The sequence below is a fragment of the Nocardia sp. NPDC058058 genome, assembly GCF_042885355.1.
Classification (GTDB): Bacteria; Actinomycetota; Actinomycetes; order Mycobacteriales; family Mycobacteriaceae; genus Nocardia.
On record NZ_JBHVSA010000001.1, the window covers coordinates 1680255 to 1697167 of the forward strand.

The 16913-nt window shown below is 66.0% G+C and carries 18 protein-coding genes and 1 tRNA gene; 6 read left to right on the top strand and 13 right to left on the bottom strand.

Translation table 11 applies throughout. The features are described 5' to 3' along the window. Window positions 1–2 precede the first annotated feature (2 nt). The 9 genes from ACFVUS_RS07775 to secG form a co-directional block, all read right to left on the bottom strand. Entirely contained in the window at window positions 3–383 is a 381-nt protein-coding gene (locus ACFVUS_RS07775; RefSeq protein WP_387762406.1) for a hypothetical protein, read from the bottom strand. A 98-nt stretch (window positions 384–481) separates the two neighbouring features. Then, complete coding sequence (thpD, locus tag ACFVUS_RS07780; protein ID WP_387762407.1) at window positions 482–1360, bottom strand: ectoine hydroxylase; 879 nt, start codon at window positions 1358–1360, stop codon at window positions 482–484. A gap of 23 nt (window positions 1361–1383) precedes the next feature. Next, entirely contained in the window at window positions 1384–1773 is a 390-nt protein-coding gene (locus ACFVUS_RS07785; RefSeq protein ID WP_387762409.1) for an ectoine synthase, read from the bottom strand. Between the two features lies 1 nt (window position 1774). Continuing rightward, complete coding sequence (gene ectB, locus ACFVUS_RS07790; RefSeq protein WP_387765444.1) at window positions 1775–3046, bottom strand: diaminobutyrate--2-oxoglutarate transaminase; 1272 nt, start codon at window positions 3044–3046, stop codon at window positions 1775–1777. After that, window positions 3046–3588, bottom strand: a complete 543-nt coding sequence (ectA, locus tag ACFVUS_RS07795) for a diaminobutyrate acetyltransferase (RefSeq protein ID WP_387765446.1) — start codon at window positions 3586–3588, stop codon at window positions 3046–3048. The genes ectB and ectA overlap by 1 nt, the downstream gene beginning before the upstream one ends. A 115-nt stretch (window positions 3589–3703) precedes the next feature. Then, a complete protein-coding gene (locus tag ACFVUS_RS07800) occupies window positions 3704–4492 on the bottom strand; it encodes a sensor histidine kinase (RefSeq protein WP_387762411.1) in 789 nt (262 codons plus the stop codon). Beyond that, complete coding sequence (locus ACFVUS_RS07805; protein ID WP_387762413.1) at window positions 4492–5217, bottom strand: response regulator transcription factor; 726 nt, start codon at window positions 5215–5217, stop codon at window positions 4492–4494. Before ACFVUS_RS07805 ends, ACFVUS_RS07800 begins: the two co-directional genes overlap by 1 nt. 119 nt (window positions 5218–5336) lie before the next feature. Next, window positions 5337–6023 (bottom strand): DUF1361 domain-containing protein, encoded by a 687-nt coding sequence (locus tag ACFVUS_RS07810; protein WP_387762416.1) that lies wholly within the window; start codon window positions 6021–6023, stop codon window positions 5337–5339. Between the two features lie 79 nt (window positions 6024–6102). Beyond that, window positions 6103–6336 (bottom strand): preprotein translocase subunit SecG, encoded by a 234-nt coding sequence (secG, locus tag ACFVUS_RS07815; protein WP_067564549.1) that lies wholly within the window; start codon window positions 6334–6336, stop codon window positions 6103–6105. Between the two features lie 249 nt (window positions 6337–6585). Here secG and ACFVUS_RS07820 point away from each other — a divergent pair, with 249 nt between their 5' ends. Further along, a complete protein-coding gene (locus ACFVUS_RS07820) occupies window positions 6586–7782 on the top strand; it encodes an alpha/beta hydrolase family protein (protein ID WP_387762419.1) in 1197 nt (398 codons plus the stop codon). Between the two features lie 3 nt (window positions 7783–7785). Here the strand turns inward: ACFVUS_RS07820 and ACFVUS_RS07825 are convergent, their stop codons facing one another. After that, complete coding sequence (locus ACFVUS_RS07825; protein WP_387762421.1) at window positions 7786–8151, bottom strand: HIT family protein; 366 nt, start codon at window positions 8149–8151, stop codon at window positions 7786–7788. 33 nt (window positions 8152–8184) lie between these two features. On the opposite strand from ACFVUS_RS07825, the gene ACFVUS_RS07830 reads away from it, so the two are divergent. After that, complete coding sequence (locus tag ACFVUS_RS07830; RefSeq protein WP_387762422.1) at window positions 8185–8793, top strand: NAD-dependent epimerase/dehydratase family protein; 609 nt, start codon at window positions 8185–8187, stop codon at window positions 8791–8793. 3 nt (window positions 8794–8796) lie between these two features. Here ACFVUS_RS07830 and ACFVUS_RS07835 read toward each other — a convergent pair. The 3 genes from ACFVUS_RS07835 to ACFVUS_RS07845 all read right to left on the bottom strand — a co-directional run bounded on the left by ACFVUS_RS07835 (window position 8797) and on the right by ACFVUS_RS07845 (window position 11400). Further along, window positions 8797–8870, bottom strand: a tRNA-Met gene (locus ACFVUS_RS07835). Window positions 8871–9062: 192 nt separating this feature from the next. After that, entirely contained in the window at window positions 9063–10682 is a 1620-nt protein-coding gene (locus tag ACFVUS_RS07840; RefSeq protein ID WP_387762424.1) for an MFS transporter, read from the bottom strand. An 85-nt stretch (window positions 10683–10767) separates the two neighbouring features. After that, entirely contained in the window at window positions 10768–11400 is a 633-nt protein-coding gene (locus ACFVUS_RS07845) for a TetR/AcrR family transcriptional regulator (protein ID WP_387762426.1), read from the bottom strand. Between the two features lie 169 nt (window positions 11401–11569). On the opposite strand from ACFVUS_RS07845, the gene ACFVUS_RS07850 reads away from it, so the two are divergent. The 4 genes from ACFVUS_RS07850 (at window position 11570) to ACFVUS_RS07865 (ending at window position 16730) form a co-directional block, all read left to right on the top strand. Continuing rightward, window positions 11570–12976 carry a lipase family protein gene (locus ACFVUS_RS07850; protein WP_387762428.1) on the top strand — a complete coding sequence of 469 codons (1407 nt, stop codon included), beginning with the start codon at window positions 11570–11572 and terminating at the stop codon, window positions 12974–12976. An 18-nt stretch (window positions 12977–12994) separates the two neighbouring features. Then, window positions 12995–13777 carry an META domain-containing protein gene (locus ACFVUS_RS07855; protein WP_387762430.1) on the top strand — a complete coding sequence of 261 codons (783 nt, stop codon included), beginning with the start codon at window positions 12995–12997 and terminating at the stop codon, window positions 13775–13777. Between the two features lie 58 nt (window positions 13778–13835). Further along, window positions 13836–14390, top strand: a complete 555-nt coding sequence (locus tag ACFVUS_RS07860; RefSeq protein WP_387762432.1) for an exonuclease domain-containing protein — start codon at window positions 13836–13838, stop codon at window positions 14388–14390. Between the two features lie 138 nt (window positions 14391–14528). Further along, window positions 14529–16730, top strand: coding sequence for a thiamine pyrophosphate-dependent enzyme (locus ACFVUS_RS07865; RefSeq protein ID WP_387762434.1), 2202 nt, complete (start codon window positions 14529–14531; stop codon window positions 16728–16730). Window positions 16731–16913 lie beyond the last annotated feature (183 nt).

Consider the following 16913-nt stretch of genomic DNA (forward strand, 5'->3'; position numbering starts at 1 on the left):
TGTTAGATCACGAGGCAGGAGCTGCCGCCGTTGATGCCGGTGCCCACGGTGAGGGGGATGGTTTTGGTGTCGCCGTTTTGGACTATTTGGAGGATGTGGGTGCCGGGGGTGGCGGGGGTCCAGTTGGCTACGTGGGTTTTCGGGGTGGGGCTGCCCTGGGTGGCGGCGAACCAGGCGCCGTTGTCGTAGAAGTCCATGCCAGCGGTGGAGGCGCTGTTGGCGGTTACCGCGTAGGTGCAGCCGGTGCCGTAGCCGTTGCTGAGGCCGCCGCCCGCGATGATGACCTGGGAACCTATTTCGGCTGAGGCCTGCGGGGCGGTCAGGGCGACACCGGCGGCGGCCAGGGCGATGGTGACGGGCAGGGCATTCCGAAGGTTGCGCATCGAATACCGACTCCTCTAGTTGCTCGGATGGACCCGAACCATGTTGCCGGTCAAGCGTTCCCGGCCGTATCGGTCATGTGCCCCATTCTGGGAACCACTCAGGCGATCGGGCGGAAGTCGCGGCTGCCGATATGGGTCGGGCGGGGAGCGGGAGCGGCGAACGGGGTGGTGAGGGTGTTTTCGACGCTGTTGAAGACGATGAACAGGTTGGAGCGCGGGAACGGGGTGATGTTGTTGGACGAGCCGTGCATGATGTTCGAATCGAACAGCAGGGCCGAGCCCGCGCGACCGGTGAACTGGGCTATACCGTGCTTGTTGGCGAGTTCGGTGATATCGGCTTCGGACGGGACGCCGATCTGCTGCTCGCGCAAGGAGTTTCGGTAATTCGCGTCGGGCGTCTCCCCTTCGCAGGGCACGAATGTCCGGTGCGAGCCGGGCATCACCATCAGGCTGCCATTGAAGGGGTGATTGTCGGTGAGCGCGATGGAAACGCTCACCGCGCGGGGCGCGGGCATTCCGTCTTCGGCATGCCAGGTCTCGAAGTCGGAATGCCAGTAGAAACCCGCGCCGCGCAGACCGGGCATGTAGTTGATGCGGCTCTGGTGGATGTACACCTCGGAGCCGAGCACCTGCCGCGCCAAACCGGCGATTCGGCTCTCCCGCACCAGATTCGCGATGACGTTACTGAGCGTGTGCACCTCGAAAATGGAGCGCACGCGATTCGAGCCCTTCTCGATGACGACGCGCTCGTCGAGCATGAGTTCGGGATCGCGAGTCATGCGGCCGAGTTCGGCCACCACATCGGCGACCTCCTCGCGCTCGAGCAGACCGTCGAGAATCGCGTAACCATCGGCATCGAAATTCGACAGCTCCGGAATACCGATCTCACCCCACACGGTGGGATCGATGCGCTCCAGATGGGGTGCGGGTCCGGCGGTGCGGGTGGGGTATCGGTCGATCAACGCGTGCGACGACATTCCTTGCGAACTCCCAACTTTGGCTAGTCGACGGCGACGAGCGGATAGACGCCGTGCTCGTCGTGCACTTCCTTGCCGGTGACCGGCGGATTGAACACGCACAGCATGCGCATCCGGGTGCGGGTGCGCAGCCGGTGCTTCTCATGGCCATTGAGCAGGTACATCGAGCCGGGACCCAGGTCGTACGTGACGCCGTTGTCGAGGTCTTCCAGGGTCCCGTCGCCTTCGACGAGCCACACCGCCTCCACGTGATTGCGGTAGTGGAATTCGTGCTCGGTCCCGGCTTCGATGGTGGTCTCGTGGAACGAGAATCCCACGCCGTCACCACCGAGCACGATGCGCTTGCTGCGCCAACCCGCTTCGGCCACATCGCGATCGGTGCCGGTGATCTCCGAGGTGCTGCGAACGATCATGTCAGTGCGCTCCTTCGCAGACCACACCCACCGATTCGGCGAGAATGCCCAGTCCGTGCTCCAGTTCCGCGCTGGTGATCGTCAGCGGCGGAAGCAGTTTCACCACTTCGTCGGACGCGCCGGAGGTCTCGGTGAGCAGACCGCGCTCGAAGGCCGCCTGGCAGACCTTGCCCGCCTGCGAGGGCTCATCGAAGACCAGGCCGTGCACCAGACCGCGACCGCGCGTCGACAGACCCTGGAACGATTCGGTGAGTCCGCTCAGATTGCGGTGCACCAGTTCACCCTTCGCGAGCGTCCCGGTGCTCAGCAGGGTATCGGACCAGTAGTGCTCCAGCGCCACCTGCGCGGTGATGAAGGCGGGGTTGTTGCCGCGGAAGGTGCCATTGTGCTCGCCGGGAGCCCACTGATCGAGCTCGGGCTTCATGAGCACCAGCGCCATCGGAAGCCCATAGCCACCAATGGATTTGGACAGCGTCACGATATCCGGGGTGATGTCCGCGGCCTCGAAGGAGAAGAACGGCCCGGTGCGCCCGCAACCCATCTGCACATCATCGACGATGAGCAGAATCTCACGGTCGGAGCACAATTGGGCAAGGCTGCGCAGCCATTCCGCGCTGGCGATATTCACCCCGCCCTCGCCCTGCACGGTCTCCACGATCACCGCGGCGGGCTTGTCCACGCCCGAGGAGGCATCGTCCAGGATGGTCTCCATCCACACGAACGGGTCGTCCCCACCCTCGGGCAGATAGCCTTCGAACGGCATCGGCGTGGCATGCAGCAGCGGCACACCCGCACCGGCCCGCTTGGCGGCATTGCCGGTGACGGCCAGCGCGCCCAGCGTCATACCGTGAAAAGCGTTGGTGAAGTTCAGAATCGTGGTGCGCCCGGTCACCTTGCGCGCCAGTTTGAGCGCGGCCTCGACCGCGTTCGCGCCGGTCGGCCCGGGAAACTGCACCTTGTAATCGAGATCACGCGGCTCGAGCAGTGTGGTCCGAATCGTCTCCAGCAGCCGTCGTTTGGCCACGGTCGACATATCCAGTCCGTGCGTAATGCCATCGCGCATCACATAATCGACGAGCGCCTGCTTGAGCACCGGATTGTTGTGCCCGTAATTGAGCGCGCCCGCACCGGCGAAGAAATCCAGATATTCCCGGCCGTCCTCATCGCGCAGCCAGGAGCCCGACGCGGTATCGAAAACCGTCGGCCACGCCCGGCAGTAACCACGCACATTCGATTCGAGTTGTTCGAAGATGTTCATATCGAGGGTAGTCATCATCCAACCTCCTGGTCAGGGGTTATACGGAACAGATGCTCGGGTTCGTGGCCGTCGGGGAAATGGCTGGGATCGAACAGCGCGCGGTGGCTCAGCCAGCATTCGCGGCGCACCGCGAGCGAGGCGAACATGGCCCGCGACGCGGTGTTGTCCGGTGAGATGGTGGTCTCCAGAATGGAGACGCCGTGCGGGGACAGGTTTTCCATCAGGAAGTCGAGCATGGCCACACCGAGGCCCTGACCGCGATGTTTGCGATCCACCGCGACCTGCCAGACGAAGAAGATGTCGGGTTGTTCCGGACGGACATAGCCGATGACGAATCCGCCCACTTCACCGTCGATTTCGACGACCGCCGAGGTGGCCGCGAAATCGCGGCACCACAGCAGATAGGCGTAGCTCGAATTGGTGTCGAGCACTCCCGAATTCGCGGCGATCTGCCACAATCGGGCTCCGTCGGCCAGGACCGGAGAACGAAGGAGCGCCGCATTCTCGCCGCGTACCGAGTGCAGGGGAATCAGCGCGGTAGGGGGTTCCGGAGTGATTTGCTGAACTAGGGCGTCGAATTTCATGAATTGGGTTTGCATGACCCAATTCAGATTGCCGAACGAACTTTGAGGTCTTCTTGTCGCTTCATTACGATCGTGTGACGATCCGGTGTCATCGGGTGGCGCTCGGCAACCTGATGGTGAATCGTGCTCCGCCGCTGGGACGTTCGTCACAATTCACCCGGCCACGATGGGCCGCAACGGTTTCCGCGACCAATGCCAGGCCGATGCCGGTGCCGCTGGCGGCCCGGCGGGCATTGCGCACGGTCGCGAAGCGTTCGAAGATGCGTTCCCGTTCGGCGGCGGGGACACCGGGACCTGCGTCATCGACGGTGATCACCACTTCCGAGCCCGCTCGGACTGCGGTCACGGCCACCACTCCCCCGCCGTGCCGGTCGGCATTGTCGAGCAGATTGCCGATCGCGCGCTCCAGCTCCAGTTTCCGGCCCGAGATGATGATCTCGCCGGGCGCCGTCAACAGATCAGGGGCATAGCCGCGATCGGCCAGCATATGGGTGAGAAGTTCTGCGGCACAGAGTGGTTCGGTATCTCCGCGATGCACACCGGCTTCGACCCTGGCCAGTTCGAGCATATCGTCGAGGATGTGACGCAGATGCTCGAGTTCGACGCTCACGAATTCGAGCGCACGGCGCGATCGTTCGGGCATTTCGCTCGAATGCCGGTTCAGCACAGCGACACTGGTGATCAAGGTGGTCAGCGGGGTGCGGAGTTCATGGCTGACATCGCCGACCAGGCGGCGTTCGCGATCGACCCGGCATTGCAGCGAATCGACCATGGTGTTGAACTCTTCGACGGTGGTGGACAGCCGCCGCCGGGTCGCCCAGACACCCACCGCCGCACCGAGAATGGCCGCGAGCACGCCGACCAGCAGGGTGAGCATCAGCGCTGGGTGTCGAGCCGGTAGCCCAGACCGCGCACGGTCACCACGAGTTGCGGATCCGAGGGATCGTGTTCGATCTTGGTACGTAGTCGGCGGACGTGGACATCGACAATGCGCTCATCGCCGAAAAAGCCGCGGTCCCAGATGCGTTCGAGCAGAGCCGTGCGGCTGAGCACGCGGCCGGGACTGGCGGCCAGTTCACACAGCACCCGGAATTCGGTGATGGTCAGGTGCAATTCCTCATCGCCGCGCCGCACCGTGCCACCGTCGGGTGAAAGCATCAGCGGGGCTTCCGGATCCGCGTCCAGCATCACTTCCTCGGGCGATTCGGGCGCGGGCTCGTCCTGGGCACTGGCCAGTCGGGCGCGGCGGCGCAGGGCCCGCATGCGCGCGGTGATCTCCTTGATCTCGAACGGTTTGGTGACGAAATCGTCCGCGCCCGCCTCCAGCGCCGCGACCACGTCATGGGTGTCATCGCGGGCGCTCACCACGATGATCGGCACATCGTGATCGCGGCGCACCTCGCGGATACAGGTGAAGCCGTCCATTTCGCCGAGCATGAGGTCCACGATCATCACATCGGGCACTCCGTGATCGCGCAGATGCTCGAGCGCGGTCTCGGCGGCCTCGGCCTCGGCCACGTCGTAGCCCTCGTCCTCCATGGCGAGCCGCAGCGCCCCGCGAACCCGGTCGTCGTCCTCCACGATCATCAGGCTCGCACCCATACCCATCCCTCACCTACCCACGAATGCGGCGAACCGCACCCTCGCGAACGCGCGCCCAGGCGGGCGCACACGAACACCCCCGGTTACCCGGTGTCGCGGATGGCAAACAGTCGCGTGGTTCAGGCCTGGTCAGCGCTGGGCGGCGTGAGCCGGACCCCGCGCACCACCCGCACGCCACGGCGGGCGCTGGCCACGCTCGCCTCGACCACGGCGCGGGTGACGAAATGCCCCAGCGCGGTCGCCACGAATACGGCGGCGATCAGGATCGGAGCCCACTCCCAGGTGAGCGCCAGCACCATGCGCTCGAATGCGCCACGGGGTTCGACCATGGGTTCCCAGCTGTTCAGCCGCACCCAGCGACCCAGGAAAACGCCTATGGCACAAAGAAAATGGATGGTGAGAATGACCGGAACCCGCCAGAACGCCAGCCCCGAACGCTCCAGGAACGCGCGTAGCTCGGCGAGAACCAGGTAGTAGGCCACGAATCCCGAGACGATGAAAACGCCGTAGACCGGCAGCACCGTACTGACCACCGGCCCATTGCCGATGGCCTTGATGTCATCCCGCAAATGCACCAAATCGGTCACCACATAGGGCGCGTTGGGCAGAAACAACATCAACAGCACCACCCCGGCCCACCACACCGGCGAAACCGGCAATCTCTTGCCCACCTGCGGGTTCGACCGAAACACCAGCAGTGCCAGAGCCACAGGCACCCAAGCCAATACGGTATTCCAGGTCATCCACAACAGATCCCGCCGCAACAGCCCCGCCAGACTCGGTGTGACCGCGTTCACCACGTCCATGGATCCATGATGCACGCAGACAGCACAAGTCGCCCGGGCGTCGCTGAAAGCGAGACCCGGGCGTTTTGCGCTGAACGAACTAGCTGAACTTGATCTCGAGTCCGATACCCAGAATCGAGATCAACCAGATCACCCCGAGAAAGATGGTGATCCGATCAAGGTTCTTCTCCACAACCGTCGACCCGGAAAGGCTCGACTGCACGCCACCACCGAAAAGGCTCGACAAACCTCCGCCCTTGGCGCGGTGCAACAGCACCAGCAGCACCAGCAGCACGCTGGTGATGATCAGGAGGATATCGAGGAACATCCGCATGCCGGACATCCTATGCGGTCGGATTCAATCCCCCCGCATCAGCCCTCTCGCCTGGGCATGCCCACCGCCGACCCCCGCACCGACAGCTCCGATGACGTGACGATCCCAGCGCCGCGGACGCGCCCATGCGCACCCGTGCGGGCTTTACCGTCGCTTCGGCATCCCGAGGACTCCATATTTGTGACCCACGCATGTTTTCGATCTTGTATGGTGACGAACCGAGGATCACACCTACTCGGGGGAATTATCTTGGAACACAAGGGTTTACGGCGGCATATCCTGGCCGCCGCCGCGATTTCGATGGCTGCTACCGCGGCCGTCGGTGTTGCCGACGCGAGCCCGGGCACGCCTGTTGTCACGATCTCGCTGCCCGCTCCGACCGGGGCGAACGCGGTCGGAATGACGGAATGGCATATCGTCGATGATGCGCGCGCCGACCCGTGGGATGCCACGCGACGGCGCGAACTGATGGTGCAGATCTGGTATCCGGCCGGCGACGCCGGTGGTGCGCCTATGGCTGCGTGGATGCCGCCGGGTGGGCTGCAGGAGCAGCAGTTCGGGCTGGGGCAGTTCGGGGTCGCCGCGGACAGTTGGCAATTGGGGCCGAGTCATAGCCGGGACAGTGCGTCGGCGCGGGTCGGCGGGCGGTTTCCGATTCTGCTGAATTCTCCGGGGATGGGTGACACCACCGGTTTCAGCACCGCTCAGGCCGAGGATCTCGCCAGCCACGGTTACGTCGTGGTCGCCATCAACCACACACATGAGTCGTTCGCGGTGCAGTTCCCGGATGGGCGCACCGAACGTGGTGTGGTGCTGCTGGATTCGCCGCCGAACGTGCTCCCCGATCTGCTGCTTCCCGTCCGGGTGGCCGATGCGCGATTCGTGCTCGATCAGCTCGCGGCCGCGGCGGCGCACCCGGGCGATGCCGCGCTGCCGCAGCATCTCGCCGAGGATCTGGACCTGACGAAGGTCGGAATGTTCGGCCATTCGCTCGGCGGATCGACCACCGCGCAGACCATGCACGACGATCCGCGAATCGCGGCCGGGGTCAACCTGGACGGGCCGATACTCGGCTCGGTGGCCGCCGAGGGTCTCGATCGTCCGATGCTGATGCTTGCCAGCGATACCTCGCCCTGGTTCGGAAACGCCGGGTGGGAGCCGTATTGGGCGACCAATAGCGGGGTGAAGCTGCCGCTGCGCATCGCGGGCACCCGGCATATGTCGCTCTGCGATGAGCAGGTGATCGCGGCGCAGCTGGCCACCGCGGGACTCATCAGCCCAGAACTGAAGGACACCGCGATCGGCACGATCGATGCCACCCGTTCGGTCGACCTCCAGCGTGCCTATCTACTCGCCTACTTCGATGCCGCGTTCGGCCGCGGCGTCGCCAATCCCGCGGAAACCATCACGCGGCTCGCCCAGCCCGAGATGCTCCCGCATCCCTAGCCCTCATCCCGCCGTCCCCGACCATGGCAGCAGCAGTCCATCACCTGCGGCGCGTGGCACATAGTGCACGTGAATGTGCGGAATCGTCTGCGTGGCAGCGGGTCCCGATGAGGTGATCAGGTTGAAGTCGACGCGCTGACGACCGGCGTAGACCTCGGCATCACTCATCGCGGCCCGCACCGCGAGGTGATTCGGATGCTCGGCATGCCAATCCGGGATGATCAGCATGTGTCCCGGGGTGACGGGGTTCAGCGGTTCGAAACGCACGGCCTGCGCACTGACGCGTTCCGCGTATTCTCCGCGTTCGATGCGATCGCAGAACCGGCAATCCGCATCGAGAATGGCCGGGGTTCTTCCGGGGGCAGACATGACCCCATTCTCGATCCCTTAGCCTGGAAAACTATGCGGATCTTTCTGGCAGGCGCCAGCGGCGTCCTCGGCGCCCGGCTCGTCCCACTGCTCATCGCGGGAGGCCACCAGGTAGCGGGCATGACCCGCTCTCCGGAAAAGGCGCAGCTGCTCGCCGCGGCCGGAGCCGAGCCCGTCGTCTGCGATGCCTTCGACCCGGACGGTCTCGTCGATGCCGTCACCGCCTACGCCCCCGACCTGGTCATGCATCAACTCACCGACCTCCCCGACGACCCCGCCCGCCTCGCCGAAGGGCGCGCCGCCAATGCCCGCATCCGCCGCGAAGGCACCGCGAACCTGCTGGCAGCCGCCCGAGCCGCCGGCGCGAAACGCTTCATCGCCCAGAGCGTCGCCTGGGAAATGACCGGAGAAGGCTTGGCCGCCAAGAACTTCCTCGAGGAATCGGTACTCGCCGCGAACGGCGTGGTCCTGCGATACGGCCAGTTGTACGGCCCCGGAACGTATTACCCGGACACCCTCCCGGCGGCACCCCGCATCGCCGTCGACGAAGCAGCGGCCCGCACCGCCCAGACCCTCGATCTGGCATCGGGTATCTACGAGGTCACCGATGAATCGACCTCTGCGACAGGCGTGGCCGACTAATTGTGACGATGGTCGGATTCGAACCGACGACCTACGGCTTATGAGTCCGTTGCGCTTCCGGGCTGCGCTACATCGCCGCGGAGGACAGAGAAGTCGAATCCCAAGGCGGTGCCTCGATCTCGCTAGCAACGAGTCCCGGCACCCTGGCCGGTTTATCCTCCAGTATGAATTGACTTGGCGTGCAATTCATTTCGCTTTGCCCTGGCGGGCTTGCGGTAGAAGAAGACTCGCAAATCAATGTGGTAGGCGCAACCGATTATTCGGTGGGGTCAGGTGCGCCACCAGGAGCGGGCCGGGTCGGGTGGGGTTACGGCTATGAGGTGGAGGGTGCGGCCTTCGCCGAGGGTGAATTCGGCTACGCGGGCTTCGGCGGCGGCGTCGGTGGCGGTGAGGCGGAGTTGGTGCTGGCGCATGTGCTCGGACCAGGAGCGGACGGTGAAGGCTTCGATGAAGCGGTCGGCGTGGCCGACATCGCGGTAGAGGCGCCATTCGGTGGCGCCGGTGCGCTGGCGGGAGCGGCCCACGCGGGTCATGGCGGCGGTGAAGTCGGCGGTGAGTTCTTCGGGGACGTGGTAGGTCTCGAGGACCAGGACCGGGCCGTCGGTGGGGGCAGGTTCGAAGTCGAGGATGGGGTCTTGCCAGTGGGTGGAGGGGGTGGTGTCCAGGGAGGAGATGCGGACCGGCCACCAGCGAGTGCTGATGGCGCACAGGACAAGTAGGACCGTGGCCGCGATCAGGGCGGTGACGGTGCCGTGGCGTTCGGCCACCAGACCCCAGGCCAGCGAGCCGATGGCTTGGCCGCCCATGAAGACGAGCTGGTAGACCGACAGACCGCGGGCGCGAACCCAGCCGGGAAGCAGCAGCTGCATGGTCGAGTTCATGGTGGACATGGCGATCATCCAGCCGAAACCGCCGACCACCAGCAGCGCCAGCACCGCCGGCATATTCGGTACCAGGGCCGCACCCAAGGTGGCGGCGGCGAAGGCCAGGGCGGCGACCGCCAGCATGCCGGTCGGGGCAAGAAACCGGCGCACCCGGCTGAGTTGGGTCGCGCCGAAGACCGCACCCGCACCGAGAGCGGCCAGCAGCAGACCGTAACCCGAGGACGAGAGCTGGAGTTGGCCGTGGGCGACCAGGGGCAACAGCGCCCACAACGCACTGCCCGGGGCGAGAAAGAGCAGGCAGCGCAACAGCACTCGGCGCACGGCAGGAGCGGCGCGGATGAAGCGCAGGCCCGCCAGCAGCGCGGCGATGGGCCGTTCGACGGGGAGATCGTCATCCAATCGCGGACGCTTCCAGCGCAGCAGGACGATCAGAATTCCGGTGAAGGACACCGCGTTCAACGCGAACACCAGCGTCGGACCCGAAAGCGATACCAGCACACCGGCAATCGCGGGACCGACCGCGCGGCCGATATTGTTGCTCATACTGCCCAGCGCGGCAGCGGCGGGAATCTGACTGCGCGGCACCAGATCCGGTTGCACCGCCTGCCAGGCGGGAGCGGTCAGCGCCTGTCCGCAGCCGAGCAGGAACAACAGCGTGAGCAGCAGCACCGGGGTTGTGTGGCCGGTCGCGGTGAACACCGTCAGCAGCGTCGCCAGGATCGCCATGGCGGTCTGCGCCACGATCAGCAGCCGACGGCGATCCACCAGATCGGCCAGCACTCCGGACGGGATGGACAGCAGCATGACCGGCAGCGTGGTCGCGGTCTGCACCAGCGAGACCAGAGTCGCGGCATTCGGCTGATCGACCAGAATCCACTGCGCGCCAACGGTTTGCATCCAGGTGCCGAGATTGGACACCAGCTGCGCGATCCACAGCGCGCGGAAGACCTTGGACGCCAGCGGTGCCCACGGCGATCCGGGCGTCTCGGTGCGTACGGCTGTCACCGGATCAGCTTAGTCTCAGCAACCAACCGGTCGGTCTACGCGGGCCGCCTCCCCACCGCATGTCGCCAACCACCCGAAACGCCCATCACGATTCCGCCGCGGTCCGCACCCGCGCCGCATACGTGGCCAGCATGTCCTCGACCAACCCGAGGATCGCCACATCCAGATCGGGCCGCGGATACACCCCGCGCACCACCGCCTCGCCCGAGAACAGGTGCAGCATCATGAAGAAGATGGGTTCACGCAGCTCAGCGGGGAAATCATCGAGCAGCCCGGTGCTATTGAGCGTGGCGACGATATCGCCGTAGTACCCCTCGGCAATGGGCGCGATGCGCTCGCGCAGCTCGGTGTCCGATCGCGCCGCGAGAAAGATCTCGCGCAGCGCGTGGATCAGATTCGACGATTGCGCCGCCCGCAGGAACCGTAGCGCGGCATCGAGGGCATTCTCTTGCGCCCCAAGGTGTTCCATGGTCGCGCGATAGGCGTCGAGCTGCCGGGAGAACGCTTCCTGCGCCGTGCGCACGATCAGATCCAGGCGCGTGTCGAACTGCCGGAACATGGCCCCGGCGGACAATCCGGCACGACCGCAGATCTCCTGCACGGTGGCCCGCTGATAGCCGACCTCACCGATCGCGGCGATGGTCGCGTCGACCAGCTTGGCCACCGTCGTGGCCCGGCGCTCCTGTTGGGTGCGGCGCGGGCGCGAAACTTCACTCACGTCGCACCATCCTGCCGTGCGCGTGACGGCATGCGAAGCAGCGGCCCGGGGTGACCGTTGACACATTCCATTTCCGCATCATATGGTCTGCATCGCAACTTAGAAACCAAGCGCTTCCTATCTATGAGTGAGGCGCTCTGCCGTCAGGGGCGGCACGAAGGAGTTCGATATGACAGCGGGGACTCGAACCACGATCGCGCAGGCCGCCCTGGCCATAGCGGCGGGACTGACGGTGACCATCTGCCCGGTGATAACCAATACGGCTGCGGCGGAACCGGTTACGGTGGAACCAGCGCTGCCGTTCCCGGTGCCGCCCGCTCCGCCGTATCTGGATCCGGGCTTCTACCAACCCGATCCGGCACGGGTGGCCGCGGCGCGACCGGGCGAGATCCTCTCCGCCCGGCAGGTGAACCTGGCCAATTTCTGGCTGCTGCCGCTCAATACGAACGCCTGGCAGCTGTCCTACCGCAGCACCAATACCCGCGGCGAGGCCATCGCCGCCGTCGCCACCGTCATCGTGCCGCACCGTCCCGCGCCCAGCGGTGAGCGCGGTCTGCTCTCCTTCCAGTTCGCCGAGGATTCGCTGTCTCAGAACTGCGCACCCTCGTACACCCTCCAGATGGGTTCACTGCCGAACCCGTTGAACCCGGTCATCTCCGCCGAATTCATCGAAGTGCAGGCCATGTTGCAGCGCGGGCACGCTGTGGTGATCCCGGATCATCAGGGCCCGAACGCGGCGTACGCGGTCGGCCCGCTCGGCGGGCGCATCACCCTCGACGGCATTCGCGCCGCCGAGAATTTCGAGCCCGCCGGACTGCCCGGCACCGCGACTCGCGTTGCGCTGTGGGGATATTCGGGCGGGGCGATCCCCACCGCGCACGCGGCCGAACTCCAGGCCGACTACGCGCCGGAACTGAACCTCACCGGTTCGGCAACGGGCGGTCTGATGGCCGATATCCGCATGGCCGTCGACTACAACAACGGCACCTCCACCTTCGGCGGCGCGGTATTGGGCGGCCTGTTCGGTGTCGCCCGCGAGTACCCGCAGGTCGCGCAATTCATCGACCAGCATATGAACCCGCTCGGCAAAGCCGTGCGCCTGGTACACGAAGGCCAGTGCGTCGCACTGCAATTCGCCGGATTCCCGTTCATCAACATCAAGGGTCTGTTCGACTATCCGGGCGATCCCATGCGCTCCCCCGAAATGCAGCCGGTGCTGGACGAACTCGGTCTCGGCCGCCGCGGCACACCGAGCGCGCCCGTCTACATCTATCAGGCTCCGCTCGATGAGGTGATGCCGATCAACGCGGTCAACAACCTCTACGACACCTACTGCCAGGACCCGAACGCGCGCGTGGCCTACACCCGCGACCTGCTCAGCGAACACGGCATCGCCGCCGTCGCCGGAACCGCGAGCGCGGTGCTCTGGCTCGACGACCGCCTCAACGGCGTCCCGGTCCCCACCGGATGCCATCAGCGCGATGTCCCCACCGAAATCCTGGATCCGGGCGCGGTCGCGGCCTTCGCCGACGCGATCGGCGGCACGCTCGCGGCCGCGCTCGGTATGCCGGTCTGAATCCGTACGATCGGCTACATGTCAGCAACTCGCAGGTGGTGCGCACTGCTCGTCTTGACGGCGGGCGCGATGGCCGGATGCACGAATTCCCAGCAGGCCAGTGATCAGCCGCGGGAAACACCGATGGGACGAGCGTTCGTATCGACCGAGGTCAAAGGCACCGCCATTCCCGGCGGCGGGCCTTTGACCCTGCGCTTCCAGGACGGGCGGGTGACCGCGAACGCGGGCTGCAATACCGCCACCGGACCGGTCACCCTGGATGGGAACACCCTGAAGGTCGGCGAACTCGCGACCACGATGATGGCCTGCCCGGGCGATGTCGCCGGGGCGGACGGTTGGGTGGCGGGACTGCTGCACTCCTCCCCCACCTGGAAGCTCAATGGCTCGGATCTGACCCTCACCGGAAACGGCAATACGGTGACCATGCTGGACCGCAAGGTCGCGCATCCGGACAAGTCGCTCACCGGCACCCCGTGGATCGTCGACGCGCTCGTTCGCAATAACGGCGTGGAACGCTCCCAGACCCTCGACGAGGTGCGCCCGACCCTGACCATCGCACCCGATGGCAGCGTCTCCGGTAGCGCGGGCTGCAACCGCATGACCGGCCGCGCCGAGATCACCGGTTCCGATATCAGCTTCCATATCGCCACCACCAAGATGATGTGCGATCCGCAGGTGATGGACGTGGAACGGGCGGTGCTCCAGGCATTGGACGGGAACGCCACCGCCACAGTCGATTCCGACACCTTGACGCTGCGCAACACGGGCAACGGCACCGGTCTGAACCTGCGCGCGGAGTAGGCGCGCACGCCGAAATTCGTTGTCGCCGGACGGTATCGGAGCGGTACCGTCCGGCGCTATGCATACGAGATACCTCAATGTGGTGGATGTGGAGGCCACCTGCTGGCAGGGCCCGAATCCGCCCGGACAGCCGATGGAGATCATCGAGATCGGGCTGTGCGTGCTCGACCTCGAGGCCCGCGAGCGCGTGTCCAAGCACAGTATCCTGGTTCGCCCGGAGCGCTCGACGGTGAGCGAGTTCTGCACCCAACTGACCACCCTCACCCCGGAGCTGGTGGCCACCGGCATATCCTTCGCCGAGGCCTGTGAGCTGCTGCGCACCGAATTCCATTCCGATTCCCGGCCGTGGGCCAGCTGGGGCGCGTACGACCGCCAGCAGTTCGAACGCCAGTGCGCCGCAACCCAAGTGCGCTATCCGTTCGGATCGAAGCACACCAATGCCAAGATCGCCTTCTCCGAATCCCGCGATACCGGGCACCGCTTCGGCATGGCGGGTGCATTGAAGGCCGCCGATATCCCACTCGAGGGCACCCACCATCGCGGCGGCGATGACGCCTGGAATATCGCCGCGCTCATCCTGGACATGATGCACCGCGACCGCTGGCCCGAATAGCCCGCCGGAAGTTCGCCGAGGCGGCACAATCGAGGGAGTTCGCGACCAGCCGAGGCCACCGGAATTGCGCCGGACCTGCGCATTCCACCTCTACTCTGATAGCCCGGCGTACGCGACATATCGGACATACGGGAGAGGGTGGGTCGCATCAACGAGCGGGAGGCCGAACTCGACGGCTGGTTCCGGGCGGAAATCGCGGCGACGCGACCGGGACCCACACGGCCACAACAGGAATCGCTCGAACCGGGCAGCGGGCTCACCGGTGCGCAGGTGCTCGAATTGTTCGAGGCGCAGGCCACCTCGAGACATCTGGATCTGGCGGCGCGACAGCTCGCCCGCGACGGGGTCGGCTACTACAGCATCGGATCCTCCGGGCACGAGGGCAATGCGGCGGTAGCCGCGGCATTGCGTGTCAACGACCCCGCACTGCTGCACTATCGCTCGGGCGCGTTCTTCGCGCACCGCACCCGCCAGGTCGGCGGCATCGATCCGATCCGCGATGTGCTGCTGGGCATCACCTCTGCGGTCGCGGATCCGATTTCCGGTGGGCGGCACAAGGTTTTCGGCAGCAAGGCCGCGCACATCATTCCGCAGACCTCCACCATCGCCTCGCATCTGCCGCGCGCGGTCGGGCTGGCGTTCGCACTCGAGCGCGCCGCGCAGATGAAGGTGGCCTGCCCGTGGCCGTCGGACGCGGTGGTGGTGTGCAGTTTCGGTGACGCGTCTGCCAATCACTCCACCGCCACCGGGGCGATCAATACCGCCGTGTACACCGCGCAACTGGGCGTGCCCGCGCCGATTCTGTTCGTGTGCGAGGACAACGGCATCGGCATCAGCGTGCCCACCTCGCGCACCTGGATCGAACAGGCCTACGGCGCGCGGCCCGGACTGCGCTATTTCGAGGCCGACGGGGCCGAACTGACCGATGCCTTCGCCATCGCCCGCGAGGCGGCGAATTGGGTTCGCGCACATCGCAAACCGGCATTCCTGCGATTGCGCACCGTGCGCCTGCTCGGACACGCGGGCTCCGATGTCGAATCGGCCTACCGGCGGCCCGCCGAACTGGCGGCCGATCTGCGCGGCGATCCGGTGACGCGCACCGCGCGACTGCTCATCACGGCGGGCTTCGCCACACCCGGTGAGATGCTGCGCCGGTACTCCGATATCGGTTCGCGGGTCACCGCCACCGCCGAAAGCATCAGGGGCGAAGCACAACTCACCTCCGCCGCCGCGATCATGGCCCCGCTCGCGCCCGCCCGGCCCACCGTCGTCCGCACCGATGCCCTGCGCGGCACCACGAGTTCGCCCGGTGACACCGATGCCGGGGCCCCGATGACGTTGGCGCAGGCCGTGAATCACACCCTCGCGCAGTTGCTCGCACGCGATTCCGATGTCCTGGTCTTCGGCGAGGATGTCGGCCGCAAGGGCGGCGTGTACGGCGTCACCAAGGGTTTGCAGCAGACCTTCGGTGTGCGAAGGGTTTTCGACACGCTGCTCGATGAGCAGAGCGTGCTGGGCACCGCCCTGGGCGCGGCGCTGGCGGGCTTCGTGCCGATTCCGGAGATCCAGTACCTGGCGTACGTGCACAACGCCGAGGATCAGCTGCGCGGTGAGGCGGCGACGCTGTCGTACTTCTCCAACGGTCAGTATCGCAATCCGCTGGTGGTGCGGATCGCGGGATTGGCCTATCAGAAGGGCTTCGGCGGTCACTTCCACAATGACAATTCCATTGCGGCACTGCGGGATATCCCCGGCGTGGTGATCGCCGCGCCGTCCCGCGCCGATGACGCGGCGGCCATGCTGCGCACCTGCGTCTCCGCGGCGCGGGTGGATGGCCGGGTGTGCGTGTATCTGGAGCCGATCGCGCTCTATCACACCCGCGATCTGTACCGCGGCGGTGACGGCGGCTGGCTGGCTCCGGCCGCGGCGGTGCGTCATGCCGAGATCGGCCGGGCGCGGGTGCACGGCACCGGGACGCATCTCACGATTGTGAGCTTCGCCAATGGCGTGCCCATGAGTTTGCGGGTCGCCCGGCGACTGGCCGAGCGCGGCGTGCACGCGCGGGTACTGGATCTGCGCTGGCTGGCCCCGCTGCCGGTCGAGGATCTGCTCGACAATGCTCGAGCCACCGGCCGGGTACTGATCGCCGATGAAACCAGGCGCAGCGGAGGCGTTTCCGAGGCGGTGTGCACGGCGCTGCTGGATGCCGGATTCGACGGCCGTATCGCCCGGGTGACCAGCGAAGACAGTTTCATTCCGCTCGGCCCCGCAGCGAACGCGGTGCTGCTGGATGAGGACCGGATCGAGGCGGCGGCGGATAAGTTGCTCGCGGCGCTCTGAGATCCGCCGGATCGACGGCTACGGCGCTCGAATCGGGTCGGAATTCCTCGGTGACGGAGGGTGGCAACGAGCGGAGCGAGCCCGATGAGGGGTGGTCCCCCGTCCGCTCGTTGCCGGCGCCGGTCCGGTCGGCGCCCCTGTGCCGATGAGGGGGCGGCACAAGCTTTATCTACTATCTCCGTA